Raw genomic sequence first — 25,959 nt, 5'->3', positions numbered from 1 at the left:
AACTGATCATTGGTGCCATGATGCGCAAGCTGGTGCACGTGGCATTCGGCGTGCTCAGGTCGGGGAAAATATTTGATCCGGCCTTGCACGCCGCTTGACGGGGATAACAGTATCTACGCTCTTCGCAAGGTCATCGTAGGTCGGCTTAGCGCACAGCGCGTAAGCCGACAACACCATAGTCCAAGATCGTTACCGCACCACCTCCGTCAACACCCGCCCTTCCGACGCCGACGGCTGGCGTATGCGCAGCAGATGGGCCAGCGTAGGCGCGATATCGACCACTTCCGCGTACTGGCCATAGGCGCCCGGCTTGATCCAGCGGGGACCGAAGACCATCAGCGGCACGTTGGTGTCATATGTGTACGGCGTGCCGTGCGAGGTGCCGCCAGCGCCCTTGCCGAAGTACCAGGACGGCTTGGTGACGACCATCAGGTCGCCCGACAGCTGGCGATTCCAGGCGCGGCGCATCAAGGTGTCCATGCGCGTGGCGACGGCGCCCGTTTCCATCTGCGTGCGCGTGTAGACCTGCGCCAAACCGTCCTGCTGCAGCAGGAAGCGGGCAGCCGCGTCTTCCAGCGCGGCGCGATGGACGCCGCGCTTTTCCGCCAGCGCGTAATCGAGGTAGATATTCGGCAGCGACGACGTCGTCACCAGTTTATCGATGCCCAGGGTCGTTGCCAGGTGCTGGTTCAAGCCATCGACCAGTTTGGCCCCGTCGATGCGCCTGGCGGAAAAGCCCCGGGTTTCAGCAAATTCCGGCACGTTGGCAAAGCCATGGTCGGCCGTCAGCACCACCAGCACGTTGTCCATGCCGATTTTTTTATCCAGGTCGGCAAAGAAGCCGGCCAGCATGCGGTCCAGGCGCTGCAGGTGGTCGTGAGACATCCTGCTTTCCGGGCCGTAGGCGTGGTTCACATAGTCGTGCGCGGACAGGCTCACGCCGAGGATATCGGGCACGCCGGCCGGGTTGCGGCCCAGGTTCTCGCCATCGACGGCGGCGCGCGCAAATTCCAGGGTCAGCTCATCGAGAAAGGGACCGGACTTCAGGCGGCTGTAGTACTCGCCATCGAGCTTGCCGCTGTCGCTGTAGTAGGCAAACGGGAAGGTGTTGCGCGTGCCCGGCTTGGCCGGCACGATGTCCTCGCGCGCGTCATTGACGTAGGCGCTGTCAGCCAGCAGCGGGGTCCAGCTCTTGCCGTAGTAGCGGTCCTGCGGCTTGGCTGTCTGGTAGCGCTGCACCCATTGCGGATGCTGCTGCATGTAATAGGTGCTGCTGGCGAAGTTGCCCGTCTTTTCCATGTACATATACGCCGTGCCCGTTTTGCCCGCCAGCAGGATGGCGCCGCGGTCCTTGCCCGACACGGTGACGACCTTGGCCTGGTCGCCCGTGGCATAGCGCAGCTCGTCGCCCAGGGTGCTCACGCGCAGCCTGGTCGGCGCGGTGCCGTCGTCGCTCTGCGTTGCTTCGCCGATGTAATGGAAATTGCCATCCTCGGTGCAGTACACGGATTTTTTCGTCACGGGATCGATCCAGTTATTGCCGATCACGCCATGCTGGTACGGGTAAGCGCCCGACAGCACGGCCGAGTGGCCGATGGCCGTGACCGTGATGCCATGCGCCTGGTGCGCATCGCTGAACCACGCGCCCTGCTCCAGCAGGCGGCGGAAGCCACCCTGGCCGAACTGCTCGCGGTAGCGCGTCACCTGTTCCTGCGGCAAGCCGTCCACCACCAATACCACCACCAGCTTCGGCTGCGCCGCCGTGGCGGCAGCGACAGGAGCGGCCTTGGCCGCATGCGCCTGGCATGCCGCCACGCCAGCTACCAGCAGCAACGCCTGCGCCAGTTGCCGGGAAAGGGAGAAATTCTTGCTCATATGCACTCATCCAAAGTTAGGCCATCGGGCAGCATACGCCGACTATATGACGCAATGATGACAAAAAGCAATAACAAGAAAAAGGCCGGGTTCCATCGCTGGAACCCGGCCTGATGCCGACATGAATCAATCTGCGCGATTACTTGACCGTCACCTTGATGCTTTTGCTCAAGTCCGGCCCATACGACTGGTGCGCGCCATTGGCGAACTGCATGGTGAGCGTGTACTGGCCCGGTGGCAAGGTGACGTCCGTTTCCGTTTGCGCTTTGCCGAAATGCAAATGCTTTTCGTCCATGGGGATCATCTCGCCCGCCTTCATCGGCCCCATATTGATGAGCAGATGATGGTGGCCCGTCTTGGCCGTCATGTCGCCGGCCGGCTTGACGTCCATGCCACTGACGGCAAATTTCACCTTGAACGGACTGGTCACCGTCGCGCCATCGACGGGCTCGACGAACGAAACGGATTGCGCAAACGCGCTGGCGGCCAGCAGGCTGCCGGCAACCACGGTTGCGGCTTGGCGCAGGAATACAGTGTTCAGGTGCATGATGTCTCCTCTTGTTTAATAACAACACGGACTGCATGAAACCATATTCCTGCTGACACTGGCGCCGGGGAGCGCCAAGCCCAACCTTTAATCGTTTTTGATGACGATCGACGGGAACTTGCTCGTCATATCCTTCGCCTTTTCCGCCACCTTGATGGCGATGGTGCGGGCGATCTGCTTGTAGATCGCGGCAACGGGGCCATCGGGCTCGGCCACGACGGTCGGCGTGCCAGAATCGGTCTGCTGGCGGATCGCCATGGTCAGCGGCAAGGCGCCGAGGAATTCCACGCCAAAGTCCGCGCACATCTTCGCGCCGCCGCCGGCGCCGAAGATTTCTTCCGCATGGCCGCAGTTCGAGCAGATGTGCGTGCTCATGTTTTCCACCACGCCCAAAATCGGGATGCCGACTTTCTCGAACATTTTGAGGCCCTTGCGCGCGTCCAGCAGCGCGATGTCCTGCGGCGTCGTGACGATCACGGCGCCCGTGACGGGCACTTTCTGCGACAGGGTCAATTGAATGTCGCCCGTGCCTGGCGGCATGTCGACGATCAAATAATCGAGGTCGCGCCAGTTGGTCTGGTCCAGCAGTTGCTGCAACGCTTGCGTGACCATCGGGCCGCGCCACACCATCGGCTCGTCCGGATCGATCATGAAGCCGATCGACGACACTTGCAGGCCGTGGTTTTCCATCGGTTCCATGCTCTTGCCATCGAGCGTCTTCGGCTGGCCGCTAATGCCCAGCATCATCGGTTGCGAGGGGCCATAGATGTCGGCGTCGAGCATGCCGACGGTGGCGCCTTCGGCGGCCAGGGCCAGGGCCAGGTTGACGGCCGTGGTCGATTTACCCACGCCGCCCTTGCCGGAAGCGACGGCAATGATGTTTTTCACATTGCTCATCGGCTTCAAGCCGCGCTGCACCGTGTGCGAAATGATTTTCGACGACACGCCCACGCTGACGTTGCCCACGCCCGGCAGCACGCGCAGCGCGGCCAGCACGGACTTGCGGATCAGGTCGATCTGGCTTTTGGCGGGGTAGCCCAGCTCGATGTCGAGGGAAATATCATTGCCATCGACCTTCAGATTCTTGACGGTTTTACTGGAAACGAAATCTTTATGTGTATTTGGATCAATAACCTGGGCCAGAGCGGCCTTGACGTCTTCTACTGTGATGCTCATGTAAATCTCCGTGTGTACTACATATGTGCAATACGCGCAGTCTAGCGCAAATTTGCGTGGCGCGATGGCGGCAAAAGCATCACTTGCCAGCGCTGCATCTGCTCATATTGCCTTTCCGCTGTTAAAATGCCCTATTATCCATCCCAAAAGTGCATCAATCATGACTCGCAAGCTGTTCGTCACCACTGCCCTGCCTTACGCAAACGCCGCTTTTCACATTGGCCACATCATGGAATACATCCAGGCTGATATCTGGGTCCGGTTCCAGCGAATGCAACGCGATGGCGCAGCCGGCCGTGAAGTGCACTTTGTGGGCGCCGACGATACGCATGGCACGCCCATCATGATCGCCGCCGAAAAGGAAGGCATCACGCCGCAGCAATTCGTCGCCAACATCGCGGCCGGCCGCGCCCAGTACCTCGATGGCTTCCATATCGCCTTCGACAACTGGTATTCGACCGATTCGCCGGAGAACGTCGACCTGTCGCAATCGATCTACCGCAAGCTGCGCGATACGGGCCTGATCGTCACGAAAACCGTCGACCGCTTCTTCGACCCGGTCAAAGGCATGTTCCTGGCCGACCGCAACATCAAGGGCGAATGCCCGAAATGCGGCGCCAAGAACCAGTACGGCGACAATTGCGAAGTGTGCGGCGCGGCCTACCAGCCGACCGACCTGGTCAATCCGTTCTCCGTGTTTACCAATGCGACGCCCGTGATGAAGCCGTCGGAACAGTATTTCTTCAAGCTGTCCGACCCGCGCTGCTTCGAATTCCTGAAAAGCTGGCTCAATACGCCAGGCCGCTTGCAGCCGGAGATGGTCAACAAGGTCAGCGAATGGCTGGGCGAAGCCGGTGAAAAGCTGGCCGACTGGGATATCTCGCGCGATGCGCCCTACTTCGGTATCCCGATTCCCGATGCACCAGGCAAATTCTTCTATGTGTGGATGGATGCGCCTGTCGGCTACCTGGCCAGCCTGAAAAACTATTGCGACAAGAAAGGCATCGATTTCGACGCCTTCCTGAATGACCCATCGACGGAACAGATCCACTTCATCGGCAAGGATATCGTCTCCTTCCATTTGCTGTTCTGGCCCGCCATGCTGAAGTTCGCCAATCACCCGGTGATCGACAAACTGAAAGTCAACGTCCACGGCTTCCTGACGGTCAATAACGAAAAGATGTCGAAGTCGCGCGGCACGGGCATCTCGCCGCTGCGCTACCTCGATCTGGGCATGAACCCGGAATGGCTGCGCTACTACATCGCCTTCAAGCTGAACTCGAAAGTGGAAGACCTGGACTTCAACGGCGAAGATTTTGTCGCCCGCGTGAACAGCGACCTGATCGGCAAATACGTGAACATCGCCAGCCGCTGCGCCGGCTTCATCGCCAAGCGTTTCGACGGCAAGCTGGCGAGCACCCTGTCCGAAGGCGCGCAAAGCTGGATCAACCGCGCGCTGACGGTGGACGTCAACGGCGTCATCGTCGAGCGCCAGGCCAGCATCGCCGCGCACTTCGAGAACCGCGAATTCGGCAAGGCCTTGCGCGAAATCATGGAAATCGCCGACATCACCAACCAGTATGTCGATGAAAACAAGCCGTGGATCCTGGCCAAGGATGCGGACAAGACGGCGGAACTGCACGACGTGTGCACCACGGCCCTGATCCTGTTCCGCCAGCTGACGATCCTGCTGTCGCCAGTGCTGCCGGGCGTGGCCAAGAACGTGGCCTCGTTCCTCAACGACGCCGAGTTCAGCTGGGCGGATACGCAAGTGTTCGGCGACGCCGTCGCGAACAGCATGCTGGGCCGCACCATCGGCGCCTACAGCCACTTGATGACGCGCATGGATGCAAAGATGATCGAAGCGCTATTTGACGCGCCGCAAGCGGCCGCCGCCGTTGCCGCGCCGGCCGGCGACGCCGCCAACGACGCTGCAGCGCCTGAAGCTGCCACCGCTGCCGCCATCGAAGAACTGGCGCCCGAGATCAAGATCGACGACTTCCTCAAGGTCGACCTGCGCATCGCCAAAATCGTCAACTGCGAACTGGTCGAAGGTTCCGACAAGCTGCTGCGCCTGACGCTGGACGCGGGCGAAGGCCGCTTGCGCAATGTGTTTTCGGGCATCCGTTCGGCGTACCAGCCGGAAGAGCTGGTCGGCAAGCTGACCGTGCTGGTGGCCAACTTGGCGCCGCGCAAGATGAAGTTCGGCATTTCGGAAGGCATGGTCATGGCAGCGTCCGCCGCCGACGAGAAGGCCAATCCGGGCATCTACATCCTGAACCCGTGGCCGGGCGCCGAACCTGGCATGCGCATCCGCTAAGCCCGCACAAGGACCGATGATGAATATCGTGGTGCGCGAAGCAACAAATGCCGATGCACAACTGATGGCCGAGCTGACCCGCGCTGCGTGGGCCGGCAAGGTGGCCGCCTCGTCCAGTGGGCACCATGAGACGGCGCAGCAGGTGGAAGCGCAATTGCGCCACGGCGGCGGTTTTCTGTTGCTGATCGACGACATTCCAGCCGGTTCGCTGCGCTGGATGCCACTCGACAGCGACCCCGCCATTTGGAAGATTTCACGCATGGGCGTGCTGCCAGCGTACCGGGGCAGCCATGTTTCACAACATTTGCTCGAAGCCATCATTCATCACGGCCTGTCGTGCCAGGCCGAGGAATTGCGCCTGGCCGTGCGACGCGACCAGCGCAAACTGATCGATTTTTATGCGGCTTTTGAATTCGATCTGGCCGAAGAACTGGAATATTCGCACGCCAACCCCGCCGAACCGGCGCCGATGGTGATGCGGCGTTTGTTGCGTTATTGATTTTTAGCAATTTCGCCCCCGGACTTGCCGATACGACAACCCGCCAGGCGGCACGGCGCGGTAGAATACGGCCGGCTGACCTTACTTATAAGACACTCAGAAGAGAATATGAAACTGCCTGCAAAACACAACAACTACGTATCCGACCACACCTTGTTCATCGCCGAACTGAAGGCCAAGAATCCTGGCATGGAAGCGGGCCAGCAAGCGGGCCGCGCCCTGCTGTGGGACAAGCCGGCCGTCAGCATCGATGAGCAGGAACGCCAGCTGGCATCGGCCATCAAGCAACAGGCTTACGTTTACCAGAACAAGAACTAAGATCTGGAACCGGCACGATGCTGCCTGAAGAGTCTGTAGTCACGCCGGAAGCCGACGCTTCCGGTGCCGGCGCAGTCATCGCGTCGCCCGAACCAGCCACTGGCGGCGACGGCAGCGGCGACCCTGCAGCATCTGCAACAGCGGTCACGGACGCGGCGCCTGCCGCCGACCCGCCGGGCATCGTCCGCCTGTATGGCGAACCGATGCTGCGCATGCCGACGGATTTGTACATCCCGCCGGACGCGCTGGAAATCTTCCTCGAAGCCTTCGAAGGCCCGCTCGACTTGCTGCTCTACCTGATCCGCAAGCAAAACTTCAACATTCTCGATATTCCGATGGCGCAGGTAACCCTGCAATATCTGAAATACGTCGACCAGATCCGCGTGAGCAACCTGGAACTGGCCGCCGAGTACCTGCTGATGGCGGCCATGTTGATCGAGATCAAGTCGCGCATGCTCTTGCCTTCGCGCAAAAGCGACGTCGAGGAAGACGGCGGCGATCCCCGTGCCGAACTGGTGCGCCGCCTGCTCGAGTACGAGCAGATCAAGCTGGCCGCCTACGACCTGAACACCATTCCCCAGTTCGAGCGCGATTTCGTGCGCACGCAGATTTTCATCGAGCAAAGCCTGACGCCCACCTGGCCCGACGTGGAACCGGTGGACTTGCAGCAGGCCTGGCTCGACGTGCTGAAGCGCGCCAAATTGACCCAGCACCACCGCATCAGCCGCCAGGAACTGTCCGTGCGCGAGCACATGTCGAGCATCCTGCGCCATTTGCAGTCGTCGCGCTTCGTCGAGTTCAGCGAGCTGTTCGACATTGCCGGCGGCGTGCCCGTGGTGGTGGTCAACTTCGTGGCCCTGCTGGAACTGGCCAAGGAAACCCTGATCGAAATCACGCAGGCAGAACCGTTTGCCCCCATCTACGTCCGGCTGGCCTATTCGCCCGCCTGATCCCTTCCCTTTGTCACTGACCACCGTACAACGGGGTTTTAGCGAAAGCAATCCATGAAAATTATTTCCGACATCGAAGAATTGCGCGACCAGCTCAGCGGACAGCTGCGCACGGCGTTCGTCCCCACCATGGGCAATCTGCACGAAGGCCATCTGTCGCTGATGCGCCTGGCGCGCAAGCATGGCGACCCTGTCGTCGCCTCGATCTTCGTGAACCGCCTGCAATTCGGCCCGAACGAAGACTTCGAAAAATATCCGCGCACCATGGCGGCCGATGTCGCCAAGCTGGAAAAGGAAGGCGTGTACGTGCTGTTCGCGCCGACGGAAAAGGAACTGTACCCGGAACCGCAGGAATACCGCGTGCGCCCGCCCGATGACCTGGGCAATACGCTGGAAGGGGAATTCCGTCCCGGCTTCTTCGAAGGCGTGTGCACGGTCGTCACCAAGCTGTTCTCGTGCGTGGGTCCGCGCGTGGCGGTGTTCGGCAAGAAGGATTACCAGCAACTGATGATCATCCGCAACATGGCGCGCCAGTTCGCGCTGCCGACGGAAATCATCGCCGCCGAAACGTACCGGGCCGACGATGGCCTGGCCTTATCGTCGCGCAATATGTACCTGTCGGAAAGCGAACGCGCGGAAGCGCCGGAACTGTACAAGGGACTTAATTTCGTCGCCGAGGAAGTACGCAAGGGCAACCTGGCCGTGGGTGAACTGGAACAGGCAGCGATGCAGCTGCTCGACGGCCGCGGCTGGAAATCGGACTACATCGCCGTGCGCAAGCGCGCCAACCTGCAAGCGCCGAGCGCCGCCGAACTGGCCGCCGGCGAACCGCTGGTGGTGCTGGCCGCCGCCAAGCTGGGCCAGACCAGACTCATCGACAACCTGGAAATTTAAGCATTGTCACAACGGGGTCATTCGGCCCCGTTTCTTTATCGGCTACTCCATCCCCACCAGCTTGAGCTCGGCAAACAGCAGTTTGTGATGGCCGCGTACCGCCTGCAACATGTCATAGCTGGCCGCATCGAGCACGATTTCCTCGCCCGCCCACAGCTTGCGTTGGTTCGCAGGCAGCCTCAGGCTGCGCAGGATGGCCCGTGCCTGGGCCGGATCGGCTGCCAGCAGCCGGATCGCGCGCGCGCCGCGCTGCGCCCCCGTGAGTATCGGCAGGCCGCCCTGCGGGCCATGCTGGCTCAGACTGACATAATCATGGCCACCCACGCGGTGCAGATAAGCATGCCGGCCATCGCCGTCGGCAGGCAACGGCACGGCCGGCTCCGGCGCCTCGACGACGGCAGGCGCGACAGGGCCGACGCTGGCTTGCTCAAGGCTCACGCCGCAAGCCGCCAGCAAGGCCGTGCTCAGGGCAAAGAATAATACGGGTGCTCGGCGCATGTGGCGCTCCTTCTTGTCGGGGTCGGGGACAGAGGTGGAATAGTGCAGCGATCATGAGCCACTTTAGTTGACGTGTAAAGTTAACTTTGAGAAATATTTCATTCCATGTTGCAACTTGTTGCATGGCAGCTTATGCCCGACGGCTGGTGCCGTGCCTTCTGCCGGATTGTTGATCTGAATTGCACACTAAAACCATCCAACCAGTCTTTATCCACGCAACAATAAAGATCACAATCGCCATCCCGGCTCGCAGACACACCGCGCGGGCCTTCCACACGACAGGAGAAGCAGCATGCATACCAGACTCACCCCAGCCAGGGTCGCCATCGTCACGGGCGCCTCGCGCGGCATCGGCGCGGCCATCGCCCGCCGCCTGGCGCGCGACGGCATGCAGATCGTCGTCAATTACGCCAGCGGCAAGGCGGCGGCAGACGAGCTGGTGGCAAGCATGCTTGCCGACGGCGGCGCCGCCATCGCAGTCAAGGCCAACGTGGCCAATGCAGGCGACGTACAAGCGCTGTTCGCTGCGGCCGAAGCGGCCTTCGGCGGCGTCGATGTGCTGATCAACAACGCCGGCATCATGCCGCCCGCGCTGCCGGCCCTGGCCGACACGGACGACGCCACCTTCGACAGCCTGTTCGCCATCAACGTCAAGGGCAGCTTCAACACCATGCGCCAGGCGGCGACGCGCTTGCGCCACGGCGGCAGCGTGGTCAACTTCTCGAGCAGCGTGATTGGCCTGGCCCTGCCCGGCTACAGCATCTATGGCGCCAGCAAGGCCGCCATCGAGACGATGACGACTATCTTCGCCAAGGAATTGCGCGGCAAGAACATCACCGTCAATGCCATCGCCCCCGGCCCCACGGCCACGGACCTGTTCTTGAACGGCAAGACGGCGGAAATGATAGAACGCATGCGCAAGATGGCGCCCCTGGAACGCCTGGGCACGCCGGACGACATCGCCGCCGCCGTGGCCTTTTTGGCGGGCCCCGACGGCCGCTGGATCAACGGGCAAACGTTACGCTCGAACGGAGGCCTGGTGTAGGCAAGACGCAAGCCGACGAAAAAAAACGCTGCCAGTTCGCACTGGCAGCGTTTTTTTTGAAGCGGTTCAAACCGTGATCAGGCGCCGGCTTTTTCCAGCTTCTCGAAAATCTTGTTCAGCTTTTCATCGAGGGTCGCGGCCGTGAACGGCTTGACAACATAACCGCTGGCGCCAGCTTGCGCGGCGGCGATGATGTTTTCTTTTTTCGCTTCGGCGGTCACCATCAGCACGGGCAGCTTGGCCAGTGCGGGATCGGCGCGGATATGCTGCAGCATCGTCAGGCCATCCATATTAGGCATGTTCCAGTCCGAGACGACGAAATCGTAGGATTCCGCACGCAGCTTGGCCAGGCCCATCACGCCGTCTTCCGCCTCATCGACGTTGGCATAACCCAGTTCCTTCAACAGATTCCGGACAATGCGGCGCATCGTCGAAAAATCGTCAACGACTAAAAATTTCATCTTTGGATCAGCCATGAATAACTCCGTTGTTTCTGTAGCGGTTTGTTAATAATATCGACATGAATGCCGACATTATGGTCGACACTACGGCAGCAAGTTGTAGGATAGCATTTTCGTTGCTTTTAGGCGAACAAACTTGCCCCAGATCATACAAAACGTGGCTTACACGCGCAAAGCACGCATACCATGCGCAGCCAGGTGTCCCAGCACCATGCCGGGCAGCGCCGTCAGAGCGCCAACCTCATGCGTAGCACCGATGGCGATCGCCTCGCGCGGCATGCCGAATACCACGCAACTGGCTTCATCCTGCGCGAAATTATACGCTCCTGCGGCCTTCATCTCCAACATGCCTTGTGCGCCATCCTTGCCCATGCCGGTCAGGATCACGCCGACGGCATTTTTACCCGCCGATTGCGCGGCCGAACGGAACAGCACATCGACCGAGGGGCGGTGGCGGTTGACCGGTTCGCCCTGGTCGATCTTGGTCATGTAGTTGGCGCCGCTGCGCGTCAAGGTCAGGTGCGAATGGCCGGGCGCGATGTAGGCGTGACCGGGCAGCACCCTTTCGCCGCCGGCCGCTTCCTGCACCGAGATCTTGCACAGCGAATCGAGGCGGCGCGCAAACGAACGCGTAAATCCTTCCGGCATGTGCTGCGTGATCAGGATGCCGGGGCAATCGGACGGCATCTGCATCAAAAATTCACGGATCGCTTCCGTGCCGCCCGTGGAGGCACCCACGATGATCAGCTTTTCGCTCGACGTCAAGGGGCTGCGCAGCGCAGGCAGCGGCGCGGCCACCCTGTCACCCGCCGACGGCAGGGTGCGCGCGCGGATGCGCGCCTTCGAGGCGGCGCGGATCTTGTCGGCGATCATGTCGGTGTACTCGCGCATGCCGCTCTGGATGGAAATCTTTGGCTTGGTGACGAAATCGACGGCGCCCAGTTCCAGCGCGCGCATGGTGATTTCCGAACCGCGCTCGGTCAGCGACGACACCATCAGCACCGGCATCGGACGCAAGCGCATCAGTTTTTCCAGGAAGTCGAGGCCATCCATCTTCGGCATCTCGACATCGAGGGTCAGCACGTCGGGGTTGGTCTGCTTGATCATCTCGCGCGCCACCAGCGGATCGGGCGCCGCCCCCACCACTTCCATGTCGGGCTGGCTATTCACGATTTCCGTCATGACGCTGCGGATCAGCGCCGAGTCATCCACGATCAATACTTTGATCTTCATAGTTATCCTTCCAGGCCTTGCGGCCCGTATTCTTAATCGGTAAAAACGCCAGACAAAACCGTAGCGAGCGGCAGTGATTTGTGGCTAAGAAGCGCAACCGTGCTGAAGCACGGTGAGCATCGCAGGCCGCAAAGCACGACGCGCAGTAGGTTTAGTCTGGTGTTACTAGAACAGCTCGATCTCGCCGCCGACCGGTGCCACTTTCAAGCGGCTGGCGTAATCGAGTTCGCGGCGTACCAGCGTATCGTTATGCGTCTGCATCAGCTTTTTCACCAGCACCTTGCCGCTGCGAGGGAAAAAATACACCTTGCGCGGGTGGATGTCATTCAAGTCCTCGGCCACCACGCGCATCTTTTCCGCCTTCAGGTAATTGATGACGAAAGCCGCATTGCGTTCACCGACGTTGATCGCCGTGAAGCCACGCAGCACGGCGCCGCCGCCAAACACCTTCGCTTCCATGTTCTCGCGCCGCGCACCCGCCTTCAGCAGATCATTGATCAATATCTCCATGGCGTAAGTACCATAGCGCATCGACGCGGAAATCGGGCTATTCGGATCGCTGCCGCCGTCGGGCAGCATGAAATGGTTCATGCCGCCCAGGCCCGTGACGCGGTCGCGGATGCAGGCCGAGACGCAGGAGCCGAGCACGGTGACGATCAGCATGTCCTTGTTGGTAAAGTAATACTCACCAGGCAAGATCTTGGCGGCGTCACAATTGAACGTCCTGTCGTAATAGACGTTAGTGGCAAATTGCTCTTTGGATTCCAGGCTCATATTTCACTCTCATGTACGGTGCGACGATGCCTTGGGCGCGGCGCCCCGAGGCTGGTCGAGCTCATAGACTGTTTTACCGCGCAGCTTCAATGAATCCGACACGTACAGAAAATTCTCCGAATGGCCCGCAAACAGCAGGGCATCCGGCTTCATCAACGGCACAAAGCGCGACAGGATCTTGCGCTGCGTCGCCTTGTCAAAATAAATCATCACGTTACGGCAGAAAATGACGTCGAACTGGCCCGTCAGGGGCCAGCTGTCGGCCAGCAGGTTGAGCGGCTTGAAGGTGATCATCTGGCGCAGTTCCGGGCGTACCCGCACCTGCCCCTCGCGATCGCCCTTGCCGCGCAAGAAAAAGCGCCGCGCACGGTCGGCCGGCATCTTCTCGAGCCGGTCCAGGTTGTAGACGCCATTGGCGGCCGTGGCCAGCACATTCGTGTCGATATCCGTGGCGATGATGGTGACCGGTGGCGTGAGCGTATTGAACGCCTCGCACACCGTCATGGCGATCGAGTACGGCTCCTCGCCGGTGGAACTGGCCGAACACCAGATGGTGATCGGACCGCTCAGTTTTTTCACATGCTCGGCCAGCAGCGGGAAGTGATGCGCCTCGCGGAAGAACGACGTCAGGTTGGTCGTCAGCGCATTCGTGAACGCTTCCCACTCGTCACCCATGCGGCCCGCTTCCAGGTCGTCCAGATAGCGAACAAACGAGGAAATGCCCGTCGCGCGCAGGCGCCTGGCCAGGCGGCTGTAGACCATCTCCTGCTTGCTGTCGGCCAGCGCGATGCCGGCCCGCTTGTAAATCATGGCACGGACCCGTTCGAAGTCCTTGCCAGTGAAATCAAATTCCTTGACCGAATCCGTTTTAGTTTGCGGCATTTTGTTTTTACCTCTCTATGACTACTCTGACCAATGCCTTTGCAAGTATAACTAGCGGGACCGGGTTGGCGTCAGAACTCTTCCCAATCGTCGCCGCCGGCCGCCGCCAGCTTTTTCGCGGGCGGTGGCGTGCCGGCCTGCGCCGTCTTTGCCAACCGCCGTGTCGTTGCCGCCACCGCGGGCGCAGGCCGTGCCGCCGCCTTGACTGCTGGCGCGGGCATGGCCGCCTGCGCCGCGCTCTCGCCGTCCAGCTTGAAGATGCTGACGGCGTCGGCCAGTTTCTGCGCCTGCTCCTGCATGCTCTCGGCGGCCGCCGCCGCTTCCTCGACCAGCGCTGCATTTTGCTGCGTCATCTGGTCCATCTGCGCGATGGCCTGATTCACTTCCTCGATGCCATGGCTCTGTTCCTGCGTCGCCGCCGTGATTTCGCCCATGATGTCGGCCACCTGCCGGATCGACGTGACGATCAGGCCCATGGTCTGCCCCGCCTCATCCACCAGGCGGCTGCCCGCATCGACCTTGTCGACCGAGTCGCCGATCAGGCCCTTGATTTCCTTCGCCGCGCCAGCGGAGCGTTGCGCCAGATTGCGCACTTCCGACGCCACCACCGCAAAACCGCGTCCCTGCTCGCCTGCGCGCGCCGCTTCGACGGCCGCATTCAGCGCCAGGATATTCGTCTGGAACGCGATGCCGTCAATGACGCCGATAATATCGACGATCTTGCGCGAACTGTCCTTGATGGAACCCATGGTATCGACCACTTGCGCCACCACCTTGCCGCCCTGCTCCGCCACCGACGATGCCGACACGGCCAGCTGGTTGGCCTGGCGCGCGTTGTCCGCGTTCTGCTTCACGGTCGACGTCAGCTCTTCCATCGACGACGCCGTCTCTTCGAGCGAACTGGCCTGCGTCTCCGTGCGCGCCGACAGGTCCGCATTGCCGCTGGCGATCTCGCGCGACGCCACGGTAATCGTGTCCGTCCCGTTGCGCACGTCGCTGACCGTCTGCACCAGGCTCTCGTTCATGTCCTTGAGCGCCTGCTGCAACGCGCTCGTTTCATCCTTGCCCTCGACCACCACGCGCGCTGTCAGCTCGCCCGCCGCCACCTTCTGCGCCACCGCCAGTGCACCCGACAGCGGCACCGTGATCGAGCGCGTGATGAAGATGGCGCACCAGGCGCCGATCGCCACCGCCGCGCCGCCCAGGATGAACAGTACCGTCATCAGGCGCGCATCGGCCGCCAGCGAGTCGTCCATGAAGCTTTGCTGGGCCACATGCTGCAAGTCGAGCAGCTTGTTGATATCGGCCAGGGTCGTCTTGTTCAAGGGGTCGATGCGGGTGGCAATCACCTTCGCCGCGCCCTCACTGTTAAACGCCAGCACCTGCCCCATCGCTTCCTTGAAGGCGGCATCGACTTCGCCGTCGACCCTGGCGATATTGGCCAGCAGCGTCTTCTCGCCATCGGACAGACCCAGGCTCGACAGCTTGCCGCGCGCGCCGTCGTACAGCTTGCGCTGCTCGCGCACCTTGCCCTCTTCCACCTGCATCAGACCCACATCACCCTGCAGGCCGATATTGCGCATGGCGATACCGGTCTCCAGCATCGCGCTTTTCATCAGCGACGCCTGCGTATTTTTTTCGCTGGCCAGCGCCAGGCCCGTGAGCAACTGGGCCTTGTTACGATAATTCAGTGCATTCGCCGAAACGATCACCACCACCAGGATGGCAAGGATGCTGCCGAAACCTATCCCCAGCCGGGTGCCTATCTTGAAATCGCGCAAACTCATTACAGTCTCCAATATTTATGTGAACGGCGCCCGTTCAACCGGACGGCGCCGTGTTGTGGCCTGGTCTCTGTCGGACCTTGCAGCCTGCCGGCACACCTCTTGTTGTGCCGGTACATGCATATCTGTAGTGATTCTTTGCGTGGCAACACGGCGGCGCACCGGGCGACGCCATGCTGCCATCTGGCCGCTTACGCCGCCAGCTTGTCGATCAGGCCCATCTCGCTGCTCGACATCAGCTTGTCGATATCGACCAGGATCAGCATGCGCTCGTCGATGGTGCCCAGGCCGATCATGTAGTCGGTCGAGAAGGCGGTGCCCATTTCCGGCGCCGGCTTGACCTGCTCCGGCGTCAGGGTGGTGACGTCGGAAACGCTGTCGACCACCATGCCGACGATGCGTCCACCGATGTTCAGGATGATCACCACCGTGAACTGGTCATACACGGGCGTGCCCAGGTTGAACTTGATGCGCATGTCGACCACGGGAATGATGATGCCGCGCAGGTTGATCACGCCCTTGATGAACTCAGGCGCGTTGGCGATGCGGGTGACCGCTTCGTAACCACGGATTTCCTGGACCTTCAGGATATCGATGCCGTACTCTTCCGAGCCCAGGGTGAAGGCCAGGAATTCACGTCCGGCGATGTCCTTGCCGTCGCCCGTATTGCTTCCGGATGTTTGTTGAGTATCTGACATGGTGCGTTTTCCTATCTTTTATCTATCGGTATTACGAAAAAATGGACTCGTCGGCCAGCTGGCGAGAGGAACGGATCAGGGCGGCGACATCGAGAATCAGCGACACACCGCCATCGCCCAGGATGGTGGCGCCAGAAATGCCCACTACCTTGCGGTAATTCGATTCGAGGTTTTTCACCACGACCTGCTGCTGTCCCACCAGGTCGTCGACAAACAGGGCCGCCTTGCGCCCTTCCGTCTCGAGGATCACGCAGATGCCTTCCGAGGGACTGGTAAAGCGCGGCGTGATGTCGAACATCTGGTACAGCGGAATCAGCGGCAGGTATTCGCCGCGCACTTTCACCACCTGCCCCTTGCCACTGATGTCCTTGATATCCTCAACGGCTGGCTGCAGTGATTCGATGACAAAGCCCAGCGGTAAAATATACACTTCGTCGCCGACGCGGATCGACATGCCATCGAGGATGGCCAGGGTCAGCGGCAGCGAGATCGAAATCGTCGTGCCGAAGCCCTTCGCCGAACGGATGTCGACGACGCCGCCCATGGCGCTGATATTGCGCTTGACGACATCCATGCCCACGCCGCGGCCCGACACGTCGGTGACCGCCTCGGCGGTGGAAAAGCCGGGCGCGAAGATCAGCTGCCACACGTCGGCGTCGCTCATCGTCTCGGACACGTCCAGTCCCTGCTGCTGCGCCTTGGCCAGGATGCGCTCGCGGTTCAATCCCGCGCCATCATCGGATACTTCGATGATGATGTTGCCACCCTGGTGGCTGGCCGAGAGGAACAAACGGCCGGCCTCGGTCTTGCCGGCGGCCACGCGGGCGGCCGGCATTTCCACGCCGTGGTCGATACTGTTGCGCACCAGGTGCGTCAGCGGATCGACGATGCGCTCGATGAGGCCCTTGTCCAGTTCCGTGGCGGCGCCATTGGTGATGAAGTCCACCTTCTTGCCCAACTTGGTCGCCAGGTCGCGCACCATGCGCGGGAAGCGCGAAAAGACGAAATCCATCGGCATCATGCGGATCGACATCACCGCTTCCTGCAAGTCGCGCGTATTGCGCGTCAGGTGGCTGACGCTGTCGAGCAGTTTCTCGTGCAGCATCGGGTCGAGCGCGCCGGCGCGCTGCTCGATCATCGCCTGCGTGATCACCAGCTCACCCACCAGGTTGATCAGCTGGTCGACTTTTTCAATCGAGACGCGGATCGACGACGATTCGGTACCGGCCTTCTCGCCCTCTTTCTTGGCCGGTTTCTTTTCCTGCTCCACCTCGGTCGCGGCGCTCGCCACGGCCGGCACGGCGGCGGCGCTGGCGTTGCCCGCCCTGGCCGCGTCGGCGCGAATCTGTTCGAGCGGCTGGAAGAAGCCGTAACCCTGTTCGGCGTCGCTCTGCACGCCGGCGGCTGCGCGGATGTCCTCGAGCGGCTGGAAGAAGCCATAGCCGGGATCGGCCGCGCCCTGCGTGCCGGGCTTGCCTGGCAGCGGGTCGAAGAAACCATAACCCTGGGCTTTTTCCTGTGCCGCGCGGGCCGCTGCGGCTTCGCCTGGCGCCAGTGGCGGCGCCTGCGTGATCACCATGTCGTCGGGATTGAGCACGAACGAGCAGATGGCCAGGATATCGTCCAGGCTTTCATGCGTCGTCACTTCCAGCACCTTGCGCGCGTCGGCCAGGGTGGACACGGCGACGTCGCCCAGCAAGCCCAGTTCGGCCGCCAGCGCCTCGACTTCGCGCTCTTCCATTTTCGGCAGCTCCAGGCGGTAGCGCTGGCCACCGGCGTGGCTGACGGCTTCTTTTTCCGCCGTGTGGAACGCTGGCGCGACGGGCGTAAGCGCGGCCACGGGCACGTCCTGCGAGAACGATTGCAGCATCATGCGCACGTTGGCCACGGCATCCTGGTCGACGGCGCTGCCCAGACGATGGCCGTCGAGCTGCATCTTGAGGATGTCCTTGGCGGCCAAAAAGGCGTCGACGTGCTCCGCCGTCAGGGCCATCTGGCCCTGGCGGATGCGGTCGAGCAGTGACTCGAGGATGTGCGTCACCTCGCTCATGTCGGAGAGGCCGAACGTCGATGCGCCGCCCTTGATCGAATGGGCGGTGCGGAAAATGGCATTCAGGTCTTCGGCGTCGGGCGCCGCAATATCGACGGCCAGCAGCAGCCGTTCTTTTTCAGCCAGCAGTTCTTCGGCCTCATCGAAAAAGACCTGGAAAAACTGGCTAATATCGATGGTCATAGGGTGACTCCGTCATTTGCATCGTTGCGCTGCGCGGCTGGCATCAGCCAATCACCTTCTTGACCACTTCAATCAGGCGTTGCGGATCGAAGGGCTTGACCAGCCAGCCATTGGCGCCGGCGGCACGTCCTTTCGACTTCATTTCGTCCGACGACTCCGTCGTCAGCATCAGAATCGGCACCTTCTGGTAGGTCGGCAGTTCGCGCAGCAGCTTGATCAGCTCCAGGCCATCCATGCGCGGCATGTTCTGGTCCGTCAATACCAGGTCCACGGTTTGCAGCTTGGCTTTTTCCAGCCCATCCTGACCGTCGACGGCCTCCACCACCTGGTAACCGGCGGCTTTCAGGCTGAACGCCACCATCTGGCGCAATGAGCTGGAATCGTCCACTGCAAGTATCGTTTTGGCCATCTTTGCTCCCACTTATTCCGGGCATCCTGCCCGAGTATTTGATTAATCAATCCATGCAACCGCAAGCGTTCCACACTGGCATGCTAGAACAACTCGATGTCGCCGCTTTCCAAATGCTGTTGACTGACAGCCTTGCGCAGCACGCTGCGCAACTCCAGGCTTTGAATCGCCAGCGCCATGCTGACCCGCCCCAGCAAGGCGACAATTTCTTCATTGTCGCTCTCCGGCAACATCTCCGCGCCATGCGAGCCCAGGGTACCGAGGAACTCGCGCAAGCCCGTCACGCGCTTCAGGGTGCGCTCGATCAGCTGACTGGTCATGTCCTGGAACTGCAGGCTGGTGATGGCGGCATTCACGTAGCCCCCCACTTCGTCCTGCAATGCCAGCAGTTTTTCCCGCTGCTGCTCGGCCGGAATACCGCCTGCGAGCAGCATGGCGATGGTATCTTGCTGCGCAGCGACGGCTGCGTGTATCGCCATGAAATTGAAGGACAGCTTCTCGATCGCCTCTTCCAGCAAGATGCCGGTCTGCACCAGGTCGGTTTCCACCTCCGTCAAGTGCTTGCGGCCATGGTCCGACACGCCAGACAGCAGGCGTTTTACATGCGAGCCAAGTATTTTCTTTCTTGTCATAAAGGTCTCATTGTTTCAATACACTACGCGTTGACAGCCTTGCGTGTTATTTTTTCGCCGCTGCCGGGCCGGGAGCTGGCGCAGGCGGCGCACCGGCCGCCAGCCCCGAAGCGACAGCGGCCGAAGCGGCATCGGTCACCGGCAACTCGATCGCCGACCCATCGCGCAAGACATTTTCTTCCGTGCGTTTATTCATGACGATGATGCTGATGCGCCGGTTGATCGGATTGAAGGGATCGAGCTTGTCCAGGTGGGCGGCCGAGCCCAGTCCCACCACGCGCAATACTTTTTCCTCCTTCATGCCGCCAATCACCAGTTCGCGCCGCGACGCATTCGCGCGGTCAGCCGACAATTCCCAGTTGCTGTAGCCGGCATCGCTCATGTAGGGCGTCGAATCCGTGTGCCCGGACAGGCCGATGCGGTTCGGTACTTCATTGAGCACGAAGCCGATGGCGTGCAAGATTTCCTTGGTATAGGGCTGCAGATTCGCATTGGCGAGTGCAAACATCGGACGATTCTGCTCATCGACGATCTGGATGCGCAAGCCTTCGCTGGTGAGATCGAGCAGCAATTGGTTCTTGTATTTCTTCAGCAAAGGATCGGCGTCGATGGTCGCTTCGATGCGCGCCTTGAGCGCCTGCAGGCGCTTGCCTTCCTCGCGTTCCAGCGCGGCCTTGGCGGAATTGAGGTCGAACGACTTGCGCTGCTGCTCTTCCTGCGCCTTGCGCACTTGCCCATCCTGGCGCGACAGGTCCTGGCCGCCGCCCTGGATCACGGAATTGCTCTCGCCGCTGCCGGAACCGCCCGCCATCGCCACTTTCAGCGGTGTCTTGAAGAATTCGGAAATGCCGTTCAAGTCGCCCTTCGAGGTGGAGCCCAACAGCCACATCAGCAGGAAGAACGCCATCATGGCCGTGACAAAGTCGGCGTAGGCGATTTTCCACGCCCCGCCATGGTGGCCGCCAGCCGTCTTCTTGATACGCTTGACGATAATCGGGCGCATGCCTTCATCGGCCATGGCATCCCCCTTCCGTGTGCTGCAAATGAATCATGGTGTCCATGCGTCTGTTCACTGCTTACTTCGTTTTCGATTTCTTGATGTGGTCTTCCAGCTCGTTGAACGTCGGACGCTCGGTCGAGAACAGGACCTTGCGGCCGAACTCCACGGCCAGCGCCGGCGCATACCCGTTCAGGCTGGCCAGCAAGGTGACTTTCACGCACTGGAACATCTTGCTCGACTCTTCCAGCTTCTGCTCCAGCAGGCTGGCCAGCGGACCGACAAAGCCATACGCGAGCAAGATGCCGAGGAAGGTGCCGACCAGCGCGTGCGCGATCAGCATGCCCAGCTCGGCAGGGGGGATGCCCACCGATTCCATCGTGTGCACCACGCCCATCACGGCGGCGACGATACCGAACGCGGGCAAGCCGTCGCCCACCTTGGCGATCACGTGGGCCGGCACGGCGCCTTCGTGATGGTGCGTCTCGATTTCGTTGTCCATCAGGTTTTCGATCTGGAACGCATCCATATTGCCTGACACCATCAGGCGCAGGTAATCGGTCATGAATTCGATGATGTGGTGATCGGCCAACACGGCCGGATACTTGGAAAACAGCGGGCTTTCTTCAGGCTTGTCGATATCGCCTTCGATCGACATCAAGCCTTCCTTGCGCACCTTGCTGAGCACTTCGAACAGCAGCGACATCAGTTCCATGTACAGCTCTTTGGTATAGCGCGAACCCTTGAACAGGCTGGGCAAGGCGGCGATCGTCGCCTTGATCGCCTTGTTATTGTTACCGACAAGGAAGGCGCCCAGGGCGGCGCCGCCGATCATCAGCAACTCCAGCGGCTGGAACAGCGCCGCCAGATGGCCGCCGGCCATTGCGAAGCCGCCAAAGACCGAGGCGCAGACGATGATGTATCCGATTATGACTAACAAGTGCCCTGACTCCCAATAATGGCCGGGGCTGTATGCCCGGCATGTTCAAACCTGTTCCTGCCTTCTGGCGGCTGCGCCGCCGACGAAGAGACAGCGACAAAAAAGCAACCGAAAGTTAATTCAAATGCGCTGCTTTGCAAGGCAATTCCGAGAAAATGCCGTGTGGAACTACAATAACGTGAGATTGCCCCACGGGCAAGCAAATAACGCAGACAATTGCTTAAAAGCACCATATGTAAAGTAAAGGGCCACCCTCTGTGGCGGCGATGGTCTTATCGGGTTCGCGTGCCGCGATCTGGAATTCGTAACTAAGAAGCATACTACCTGGCAACATTTCCTTTTCCGCCTTGCGCCACAGGGCCGCCATCGCCGCCGGCGACAGGTAGGCAAAGACCGCATCGTAACGGCTGAAATCGAGCGCTTCGTAGTCGCCGCGCAGGAAGCGCGCGCGACTGCCCGCCAACCGCGCGCGCAGCTCGCTTGCCAGCCACGGCAGCGGTGCCAGTTCGATGCCGGAAAAATGCCCATCGGGACGCCGCCGCGCCAGGTCCAGCACCAGGCCGCCCAGGCCGCTGCCGATATCGATCAGGCGCACGCCGGGATGGTCCGCGATCAGCTCGGCCACCGCATGCCATACGCGCGGCCCGGAAGGGTAAAACGGCACTTGCGTGCGAAACGTGGACCAATACAGGCTCAACAGGAAAACAAAGGCCACCAGGAACACGACCGGCGGCCAGTGCAGCAGACTGGCCGCCAGCAGCGCGGGCGCAAACAGCAGGCCGATGGCGCACCACCAGCGCGCCAGGCCGGCGCGCCAGGTAATGAGCGCCGCCAGCACGCCCTGCAGCAAGGCCACGACCGGCAACGACATGGCCACGCCTGCGCGCGCCAGGCCATACACCAACAGCAACATCAAGGGAAAGGCCAGCACCTGGATCAGGATGGCCTTGAGCGCGGGCGCGCGCAGGATTTGTTGCAGCATGGGCTAGTCAAAGGAGGAAAACGCCAGTGTAAGCGAAAGCACCATGAAAAAACCGGAGTCCGGTCTGGCGACCGGCTCCGGCTTGAACGATGCGGGGGCAGTATCAGGTGGTCAGGCTCGGCGACGCGACCGCGGCCGCTTCATCGCGCGCCTTCTTGGTCTTGCCAGCACGCGAAGGCATATGGCACAGGCCGCAGACATAATCGGCATTCAGGTCGAGGCAGTTGACGACAAACTTGCCGCCGCACTTGCCGCAGGGCGCCATATTGAGCATCTTGCTGCTGAAAAAGCGCACCAGGGTCCAGGCCCGCGTCAGCGACAGCAGCGGCTCTTCACCCGCTTCGGGCGGCATCTGCTCCAGATACAGTTTATACGCCTTCATCACGGCTTCGATGCCGGTGGCGCCGGCGTGGTCGATGAGGAATTTGTGGATATTGATGAATAGCGAGGAATGAATATTCGGCTGCCAGGTGAGGAACCAGTCGGTGGAAAAGGGCAGCATGCCCTTGGGCGGCGAGACGCCCTTCAATTCCTTGTACAGATTGAGCAGGCGTTCGCGCGACAGCGACACTTCCGTCTCCAGCAGTTGCAGGCGCGCGCCCAGCTGTATCAATTCGATGGCCAGCTGGATTTCTTGCGCTTCCGATACGACACTTTTCTTGGCCATGCTGTGTACTCCGCGACTGACTGATACCGACTACCGATACTGACTGAAGATTGCTGAATCAGGCGATTTCTTCGACGCCCTGGCCGGCCATGAGGATAGCGGCGTGCGACTGGGCCAGCGAGCGGTCTTTATTGTAGTTCGTCAACATGCCCAGGATGGCGCTGTCGTCGAAGCGGAAGCGGGCCAGCATCATGTTGCCGCCAGCGAGCTTCAGGATCTGCGCATTGCTCATGCCTTCGATCAATTCGGCGATTTCGGCGGCGATGCCTAAACGGAAGATGGCCGTTACCTTGTCCGCACGAATCATTTGCTGGGCCAGCATCAGGTAGCTCAGGTTAGCGTCGCGAATCTCAGCCATCATGTCGTTAGCAGTCATTTCCATCTCCTCAATCCGTTGAATTCAGCTGGCGTTGTCTGTTGCCAGTGAGATACATTCTGCAGGAGCAACATCAAACGCAACAGAGGCGAAGGACTGTATTTTTGGTCGGGGAATGGCGGGCACGACCGTAGGTGTTTGTCTGACAAACACTACTCGATCATGGTCGCACGCCAGTGGCGGCGCGGATGCGGGAGGTGGGCGGTGAAGGGGATTTACCCGACTTCAGGCCTGTAAAAAATATCACTTTTCTACAACAACTTGATCAAAATCAAGTCTGCTTACCTAGATAACGGCTGCCTTGACAGGAACTTTAGGGCTTTTTCGAAAAATATTTAAAAGACCCGCATTCTTTTTGGCGGTTTGACGCCGTTCATGTAATCGTTGACGGCGGCGAATCGCAGAACTTTAGGGCGATTTGAAAATATTTTTAAAAAATCGTGATTTTTTTCGTTGACGCCCCACAGGGCGGCACTTTTCGCCCCACATCCCAGGCGGAAATACCGCTTTCTGGCGAGGATTTGCTACACTGCCTGCTTCCGCACGATACTTTAGACCTCAAACAATATCATGCCATTAATGCAAGTATTAACATGAAAGCCTCCATGATTTCTCGACATGACTGCAGCACGCGCGATCTCGACGACCCCCTGGCGCCCCTGCGCCAGCAATTCGACTTGCCGCAGGGCGTGATTTATCTCGACGGCAATTCCCTGGGCGCCCGGCCGAAAGCGGCCCTGGCCCGTGCCCAGCACGTCATCACGGCCGAATGGGGCACGGACCTGATCCGCAGCTGGAATAGCGCTGGCTGGTTCGACCTGCCCAAGCGCCTGGGCGACCGCCTGGCGCCGCTGCTCGGCGCGCAGACTGGCGAAGTGGTGATCACCGACACCACCTCCGTCAACCTGTTCAAGGCGCTGGCCGCCGCCCTGCAGATGCAGGCCAGCGATCCCGCGCAGGCCGCGCGCCGCATCATCGTCAGCGAACGCAGCAACTTCCCCACCGACCTGTACATGGCGCAAGGCCTGGCCGCCTGGCTCGACCGCGGCTACCAGTTGCGCCTGGTCGACAGCCCCGAGGAACTGGCGCACGCCATCGATGCCGAGTGCGCCGTCGCCATGCTCACGCACGTCAACTACCGTACCGGCTACCAGCACGACATGGCCGCCATCAGCAGCCATTGCCACGCACAAGGCGCGCTGGCGCTGTGGGACCTGGCCCATTCGGCTGGCGCCGTGCCGCTGGACCTGAACGGCGCCGGCGCCGACCTGGCCGTCGGCTGTACCTATAAATACCTGAACGGCGGCCCCGGCTCGCCCGCCTTCATCTGGGTACCGGAAAAACACCAGGCGCGCTTCCGCCAGCCACTGTCGGGCTGGTGGGGCCACGCCACACCGTTCGCCATGGACCCGGGCTTCGCGCCCGCCGACGGCATCGCCCGCGCCCTGTGCGGCACGCAGCCGATACTCTCGCTGGCCCTGGTCGAATGCGGCCTGGAGATCTTTGCGCAAACGAGCATGGAAGCGATCCGCCGCAAGTCGCTGGCCCTGACCGATGTGTTCATCGCGCTGGTGGAGCAGCGCTGCGCCAGCCATCCGCTGGGCCTCGTCACACCGCGCGAGCATGCGCGGCGCGGCAGCCAGGTCAGCTTCACGCATCCGCACGGCTATGCCGTGATGCAGGCGCTGATCGCGCGCGGCGTGATCGGCGACTACCGCGAGCCGGCCATCATGCGCTTCGGCTTCACACCCCTCTACACGAGCTTTGCCGACGTGTGGGATGCCGTGGAAATCCTGCGCGACATCCTCGACACGCAAGCCTACGACATCGCCGCCAAGCGCGACGCCGTCACCTGAGCCATCCCATGAGCGACGACAAGACTATGAACGAGAAAAACACCAGCGGCTGCCCCATGCATGCCGGCGGCCAGGATGCGCAGTGGCATGGCGCACAGATGGATTTCAGCGAATCGATGAGCTACGGAAATTACCTGGCGCTGGACCGCATCCTGACGGCGCAGCATCCGCTGTCGCCGAACCACAACGAAATGCTGTTCATCGTGCAACACCAGACCAGCGAATTGTGGATGAAGCTGATGCTGCACGAAATGCACGCCGTGCGCGCCAACCTGCAAAGCGGCGACCTGGCGCCCGCCTTTAAAATGCTGGCCCGCGTGGCGCGCATCATGGACCAGCTGGTGCATGCCTGGGACGTGCTGGCCACCATGACGCCGCCCGAATATACGGCCATCCGGCCCTACCTGGGCGCCTCGTCCGGATTTCAGTCCTTCCAGTACCGCGAGATCGAATTCATCCTGGGGAACAAGAACGCCGCCCTGCTCAACGTGCATACGACCGCGCCGGAAACCTATGCGGTGCTCGACGCCGCCCTGCGCGCGCCGTCCGTCTACGATGAAGCCGTCAAGCTGCTGGCGCGCAGCGGCCTGCCCATCGCGCCCGAGCGCCTGGACGCCGACTGGACCCTGCCGACCGCCTCCGACGCCACGGTCAAGGCGGCCTGGCTGGAAGTCTACCGCGACCCGTCGAAACACTGGGCCCTGTACGAGCTGGCCGAAAAACTGGTGGACCTGGAAACGGCCTTCCGCTTCTGGCGCTTCCGCCATGTGACGACGGTGGAGCGCATCATCGGCTTCAAGACGGGCACGGGCGGCACGGCGGGCGTGAGCTATTTGCGCAAGATGCTCGACGTGGTATTGTTTCCGGAGCTGTTCGCCCTGCGCACGGAGCTCTGATTTCAATTTCAGAAGGA

At 61.1% G+C, this 25,959-nt stretch carries 26 protein-coding genes; 8 read left to right on the top strand and 18 right to left on the bottom strand.

Annotated elements, in window-relative coordinates; genetic code table 11:
- Nucleotides 1–189: 189 nt before the first annotated feature.
- From ACP7DW_RS27580 to apbC, 3 genes are all read right to left on the bottom strand, one after another.
- Nucleotides 190–1,875 (bottom strand): alkaline phosphatase family protein, encoded by a 1,686-nt coding sequence (locus ACP7DW_RS27580; protein ID WP_426057560.1) that lies wholly within the window; start codon nucleotides 1,873–1,875, stop codon nucleotides 190–192.
- A gap of 139 nt (nucleotides 1,876–2,014) precedes the next feature.
- Nucleotides 2,015–2,422: a DUF4399 domain-containing protein gene (locus ACP7DW_RS27575; RefSeq protein ID WP_426057561.1), complete on the bottom strand. Its 408-nt coding sequence runs from the start codon at nucleotides 2,420–2,422 to the stop codon at nucleotides 2,015–2,017.
- A gap of 87 nt (nucleotides 2,423–2,509) precedes the next feature.
- Nucleotides 2,510–3,598, bottom strand: coding sequence for an iron-sulfur cluster carrier protein ApbC (gene apbC, locus ACP7DW_RS27570; protein WP_141172498.1), 1,089 nt, complete (start codon nucleotides 3,596–3,598; stop codon nucleotides 2,510–2,512).
- Between the two features lie 160 nt (nucleotides 3,599–3,758).
- Here apbC and metG point away from each other — a divergent pair, with 160 nt between their 5' ends.
- From metG to panC, 5 genes are all read left to right on the top strand, one after another.
- Nucleotides 3,759–5,918 (top strand): methionine--tRNA ligase, encoded by a 2,160-nt coding sequence (gene metG / locus ACP7DW_RS27565; RefSeq protein ID WP_426057562.1) that lies wholly within the window; start codon nucleotides 3,759–3,761, stop codon nucleotides 5,916–5,918.
- Nucleotides 5,919–5,937: 19 nt separating this feature from the next.
- Nucleotides 5,938–6,417 carry a GNAT family N-acetyltransferase gene (locus ACP7DW_RS27560; protein WP_096238395.1) on the top strand — a complete coding sequence of 160 codons (480 nt, stop codon included), beginning with the start codon at nucleotides 5,938–5,940 and terminating at the stop codon, nucleotides 6,415–6,417.
- 108 nt (nucleotides 6,418–6,525) lie between these two features.
- Nucleotides 6,526–6,735 carry a DUF3460 family protein gene (locus ACP7DW_RS27555; protein WP_426057563.1) on the top strand — a complete coding sequence of 70 codons (210 nt, stop codon included), beginning with the start codon at nucleotides 6,526–6,528 and terminating at the stop codon, nucleotides 6,733–6,735.
- A gap of 17 nt (nucleotides 6,736–6,752) precedes the next feature.
- A complete protein-coding gene (locus tag ACP7DW_RS27550) occupies nucleotides 6,753–7,685 on the top strand; it encodes a segregation and condensation protein A (protein WP_426057564.1) in 933 nt (310 codons plus the stop codon).
- A gap of 54 nt (nucleotides 7,686–7,739) precedes the next feature.
- Nucleotides 7,740–8,579, top strand: coding sequence for a pantoate--beta-alanine ligase (gene panC, locus ACP7DW_RS27545; protein WP_071078252.1), 840 nt, complete (start codon nucleotides 7,740–7,742; stop codon nucleotides 8,577–8,579).
- Nucleotides 8,580–8,621: 42 nt separating this feature from the next.
- Here the strand turns inward: panC and ACP7DW_RS27540 are convergent, their stop codons facing one another.
- Nucleotides 8,622–9,077 (bottom strand): hypothetical protein, encoded by a 456-nt coding sequence (locus ACP7DW_RS27540; protein WP_426057565.1) that lies wholly within the window; start codon nucleotides 9,075–9,077, stop codon nucleotides 8,622–8,624.
- A gap of 292 nt (nucleotides 9,078–9,369) precedes the next feature.
- Here ACP7DW_RS27540 and ACP7DW_RS27535 point away from each other — a divergent pair, with 292 nt between their 5' ends.
- The gene (locus tag ACP7DW_RS27535; RefSeq protein ID WP_426057566.1) at nucleotides 9,370–10,122 is read left to right on the top strand and encodes an SDR family oxidoreductase; all 753 of its coding nucleotides are present in this window, start codon (nucleotides 9,370–9,372) and stop codon (nucleotides 10,120–10,122) included.
- 77 nt (nucleotides 10,123–10,199) lie between these two features.
- Here the strand turns inward: ACP7DW_RS27535 and cheY are convergent, their stop codons facing one another.
- The 14 genes from cheY to flhD form a co-directional block, all read right to left on the bottom strand.
- Nucleotides 10,200–10,598, bottom strand: a complete 399-nt coding sequence (gene cheY / locus ACP7DW_RS27530; protein WP_010396677.1) for a chemotaxis response regulator CheY — start codon at nucleotides 10,596–10,598, stop codon at nucleotides 10,200–10,202.
- Between the two features lie 147 nt (nucleotides 10,599–10,745).
- On the bottom strand, nucleotides 10,746–11,816 hold the full coding sequence (locus ACP7DW_RS27525; protein ID WP_071078256.1) for a protein-glutamate methylesterase/protein-glutamine glutaminase: 1,071 nt from the start codon (nucleotides 11,814–11,816) through the stop codon (nucleotides 10,746–10,748).
- 165 nt (nucleotides 11,817–11,981) lie between these two features.
- Complete coding sequence (gene cheD, locus ACP7DW_RS27520) at nucleotides 11,982–12,590, bottom strand: chemoreceptor glutamine deamidase CheD (protein WP_071078257.1); 609 nt, start codon at nucleotides 12,588–12,590, stop codon at nucleotides 11,982–11,984.
- Between the two features lie 9 nt (nucleotides 12,591–12,599).
- Nucleotides 12,600–13,472 (bottom strand): CheR family methyltransferase, encoded by an 873-nt coding sequence (locus tag ACP7DW_RS27515; protein WP_102121798.1) that lies wholly within the window; start codon nucleotides 13,470–13,472, stop codon nucleotides 12,600–12,602.
- A 71-nt stretch (nucleotides 13,473–13,543) separates the two neighbouring features.
- A complete protein-coding gene (locus ACP7DW_RS27510; protein ID WP_426057567.1) occupies nucleotides 13,544–15,259 on the bottom strand; it encodes a methyl-accepting chemotaxis protein in 1,716 nt (571 codons plus the stop codon).
- Between the two features lie 188 nt (nucleotides 15,260–15,447).
- Nucleotides 15,448–15,954 carry a chemotaxis protein CheW gene (locus tag ACP7DW_RS27505; protein WP_071078260.1) on the bottom strand — a complete coding sequence of 169 codons (507 nt, stop codon included), beginning with the start codon at nucleotides 15,952–15,954 and terminating at the stop codon, nucleotides 15,448–15,450.
- A gap of 31 nt (nucleotides 15,955–15,985) precedes the next feature.
- Entirely contained in the window at nucleotides 15,986–18,187 is a 2,202-nt protein-coding gene (gene cheA, locus ACP7DW_RS27500) for a chemotaxis protein CheA (protein WP_426057568.1), read from the bottom strand.
- 43 nt (nucleotides 18,188–18,230) lie between these two features.
- A complete protein-coding gene (locus ACP7DW_RS27495; RefSeq protein ID WP_034758362.1) occupies nucleotides 18,231–18,596 on the bottom strand; it encodes a response regulator in 366 nt (121 codons plus the stop codon).
- An 83-nt stretch (nucleotides 18,597–18,679) separates the two neighbouring features.
- Nucleotides 18,680–19,228: a chemotaxis protein gene (locus ACP7DW_RS27490; RefSeq protein WP_071078262.1), complete on the bottom strand. Its 549-nt coding sequence runs from the start codon at nucleotides 19,226–19,228 to the stop codon at nucleotides 18,680–18,682.
- 46 nt (nucleotides 19,229–19,274) lie between these two features.
- The gene (motB, locus tag ACP7DW_RS27485; RefSeq protein ID WP_426057569.1) at nucleotides 19,275–20,246 is read right to left on the bottom strand and encodes a flagellar motor protein MotB; all 972 of its coding nucleotides are present in this window, start codon (nucleotides 20,244–20,246) and stop codon (nucleotides 19,275–19,277) included.
- A gap of 58 nt (nucleotides 20,247–20,304) precedes the next feature.
- A complete protein-coding gene (gene motA / locus ACP7DW_RS27480; RefSeq protein ID WP_034778015.1) occupies nucleotides 20,305–21,165 on the bottom strand; it encodes a flagellar motor stator protein MotA in 861 nt (286 codons plus the stop codon).
- Nucleotides 21,166–21,385: 220 nt separating this feature from the next.
- On the bottom strand, nucleotides 21,386–22,147 hold the full coding sequence (locus tag ACP7DW_RS27475; RefSeq protein ID WP_426057570.1) for a class I SAM-dependent methyltransferase: 762 nt from the start codon (nucleotides 22,145–22,147) through the stop codon (nucleotides 21,386–21,388).
- A 103-nt stretch (nucleotides 22,148–22,250) separates the two neighbouring features.
- Nucleotides 22,251–22,814, bottom strand: coding sequence for a flagellar transcriptional regulator FlhC (flhC, locus tag ACP7DW_RS27470; RefSeq protein WP_426057571.1), 564 nt, complete (start codon nucleotides 22,812–22,814; stop codon nucleotides 22,251–22,253).
- Between the two features lie 58 nt (nucleotides 22,815–22,872).
- Nucleotides 22,873–23,190 carry a flagellar transcriptional regulator FlhD gene (gene flhD, locus ACP7DW_RS27465; protein ID WP_034758381.1) on the bottom strand — a complete coding sequence of 106 codons (318 nt, stop codon included), beginning with the start codon at nucleotides 23,188–23,190 and terminating at the stop codon, nucleotides 22,873–22,875.
- A 605-nt stretch (nucleotides 23,191–23,795) separates the two neighbouring features.
- Here flhD and kynU point away from each other — a divergent pair.
- Nucleotides 23,796–25,046 carry a kynureninase gene (gene kynU / locus ACP7DW_RS27460; RefSeq protein ID WP_426057572.1) on the top strand — a complete coding sequence of 417 codons (1,251 nt, stop codon included), beginning with the start codon at nucleotides 23,796–23,798 and terminating at the stop codon, nucleotides 25,044–25,046.
- A gap of 8 nt (nucleotides 25,047–25,054) precedes the next feature.
- The gene (gene kynA, locus ACP7DW_RS27455; RefSeq protein WP_426057573.1) at nucleotides 25,055–25,942 is read left to right on the top strand and encodes a tryptophan 2,3-dioxygenase; all 888 of its coding nucleotides are present in this window, start codon (nucleotides 25,055–25,057) and stop codon (nucleotides 25,940–25,942) included.
- The last annotated feature ends 17 nt before the right edge of the window (nucleotides 25,943–25,959 follow it).

This window comes from Janthinobacterium sp. PSRC1-1 (assembly GCF_049897525.1).
GTDB lineage: Bacteria > Pseudomonadota > Gammaproteobacteria > Burkholderiales > Burkholderiaceae_D > Janthinobacterium > Janthinobacterium tructae.
Note: the sequence above shows the minus strand (reverse complement) of the source record. Positions and strands in the feature narration are given on the sequence as shown.

What these genes read in the sequence shown, in the direction of transcription:
- ACP7DW_RS27580 (WP_426057560.1), bottom strand. Translation starts at nt 1,875, where the DNA reads ATGAGCAAGAATTTCTCCCTTTCCCGGCAACTGGCGCAGGCGTTGCTG.
- ACP7DW_RS27575 (WP_426057561.1), bottom strand. Translation starts at nt 2,422, where the DNA reads ATGCACCTGAACACTGTATTCCTGCGCCAAGCCGCAACCGTGGTTGCC.
- apbC (WP_141172498.1), bottom strand. Translation starts at nt 3,598, where the DNA reads ATGAGCATCACAGTAGAAGACGTCAAGGCCGCTCTGGCCCAGGTTATT.
- metG (WP_426057562.1), top strand. Translation starts at nt 3,759, where the DNA reads ATGACTCGCAAGCTGTTCGTCACCACTGCCCTGCCTTACGCAAACGCC.
- ACP7DW_RS27560 (WP_096238395.1), top strand. Translation starts at nt 5,938, where the DNA reads ATGAATATCGTGGTGCGCGAAGCAACAAATGCCGATGCACAACTGATG.
- ACP7DW_RS27555 (WP_426057563.1), top strand. Translation starts at nt 6,526, where the DNA reads ATGAAACTGCCTGCAAAACACAACAACTACGTATCCGACCACACCTTG.
- ACP7DW_RS27550 (WP_426057564.1), top strand. Translation starts at nt 6,753, where the DNA reads ATGCTGCCTGAAGAGTCTGTAGTCACGCCGGAAGCCGACGCTTCCGGT.
- panC (WP_071078252.1), top strand. Translation starts at nt 7,740, where the DNA reads ATGAAAATTATTTCCGACATCGAAGAATTGCGCGACCAGCTCAGCGGA.
- ACP7DW_RS27540 (WP_426057565.1), bottom strand. Translation starts at nt 9,077, where the DNA reads ATGCGCCGAGCACCCGTATTATTCTTTGCCCTGAGCACGGCCTTGCTG.
- ACP7DW_RS27535 (WP_426057566.1), top strand. Translation starts at nt 9,370, where the DNA reads ATGCATACCAGACTCACCCCAGCCAGGGTCGCCATCGTCACGGGCGCC.
- cheY (WP_010396677.1), bottom strand. Translation starts at nt 10,598, where the DNA reads ATGGCTGATCCAAAGATGAAATTTTTAGTCGTTGACGATTTTTCGACG.
- ACP7DW_RS27525 (WP_071078256.1), bottom strand. Translation starts at nt 11,816, where the DNA reads ATGAAGATCAAAGTATTGATCGTGGATGACTCGGCGCTGATCCGCAGC.
- cheD (WP_071078257.1), bottom strand. Translation starts at nt 12,590, where the DNA reads ATGAGCCTGGAATCCAAAGAGCAATTTGCCACTAACGTCTATTACGAC.
- ACP7DW_RS27515 (WP_102121798.1), bottom strand. Translation starts at nt 13,472, where the DNA reads ATGCCGCAAACTAAAACGGATTCGGTCAAGGAATTTGATTTCACTGGC.
- ACP7DW_RS27510 (WP_426057567.1), bottom strand. Translation starts at nt 15,259, where the DNA reads ATGAGTTTGCGCGATTTCAAGATAGGCACCCGGCTGGGGATAGGTTTC.
- ACP7DW_RS27505 (WP_071078260.1), bottom strand. Translation starts at nt 15,954, where the DNA reads ATGTCAGATACTCAACAAACATCCGGAAGCAATACGGGCGACGGCAAG.
- cheA (WP_426057568.1), bottom strand. Translation starts at nt 18,187, where the DNA reads ATGACCATCGATATTAGCCAGTTTTTCCAGGTCTTTTTCGATGAGGCC.
- ACP7DW_RS27495 (WP_034758362.1), bottom strand. Translation starts at nt 18,596, where the DNA reads ATGGCCAAAACGATACTTGCAGTGGACGATTCCAGCTCATTGCGCCAG.
- ACP7DW_RS27490 (WP_071078262.1), bottom strand. Translation starts at nt 19,228, where the DNA reads ATGACAAGAAAGAAAATACTTGGCTCGCATGTAAAACGCCTGCTGTCT.
- motB (WP_426057569.1), bottom strand. Translation starts at nt 20,246, where the DNA reads ATGGCCGATGAAGGCATGCGCCCGATTATCGTCAAGCGTATCAAGAAG.
- ACP7DW_RS27475 (WP_426057570.1), bottom strand. Translation starts at nt 22,147, where the DNA reads ATGCTGCAACAAATCCTGCGCGCGCCCGCGCTCAAGGCCATCCTGATC.
- flhC (WP_426057571.1), bottom strand. Translation starts at nt 22,814, where the DNA reads ATGGCCAAGAAAAGTGTCGTATCGGAAGCGCAAGAAATCCAGCTGGCC.
- flhD (WP_034758381.1), bottom strand. Translation starts at nt 23,190, where the DNA reads ATGACTGCTAACGACATGATGGCTGAGATTCGCGACGCTAACCTGAGC.
- kynU (WP_426057572.1), top strand. Translation starts at nt 23,796, where the DNA reads ATGATTTCTCGACATGACTGCAGCACGCGCGATCTCGACGACCCCCTG.
- kynA (WP_426057573.1), top strand. Translation starts at nt 25,055, where the DNA reads ATGAGCGACGACAAGACTATGAACGAGAAAAACACCAGCGGCTGCCCC.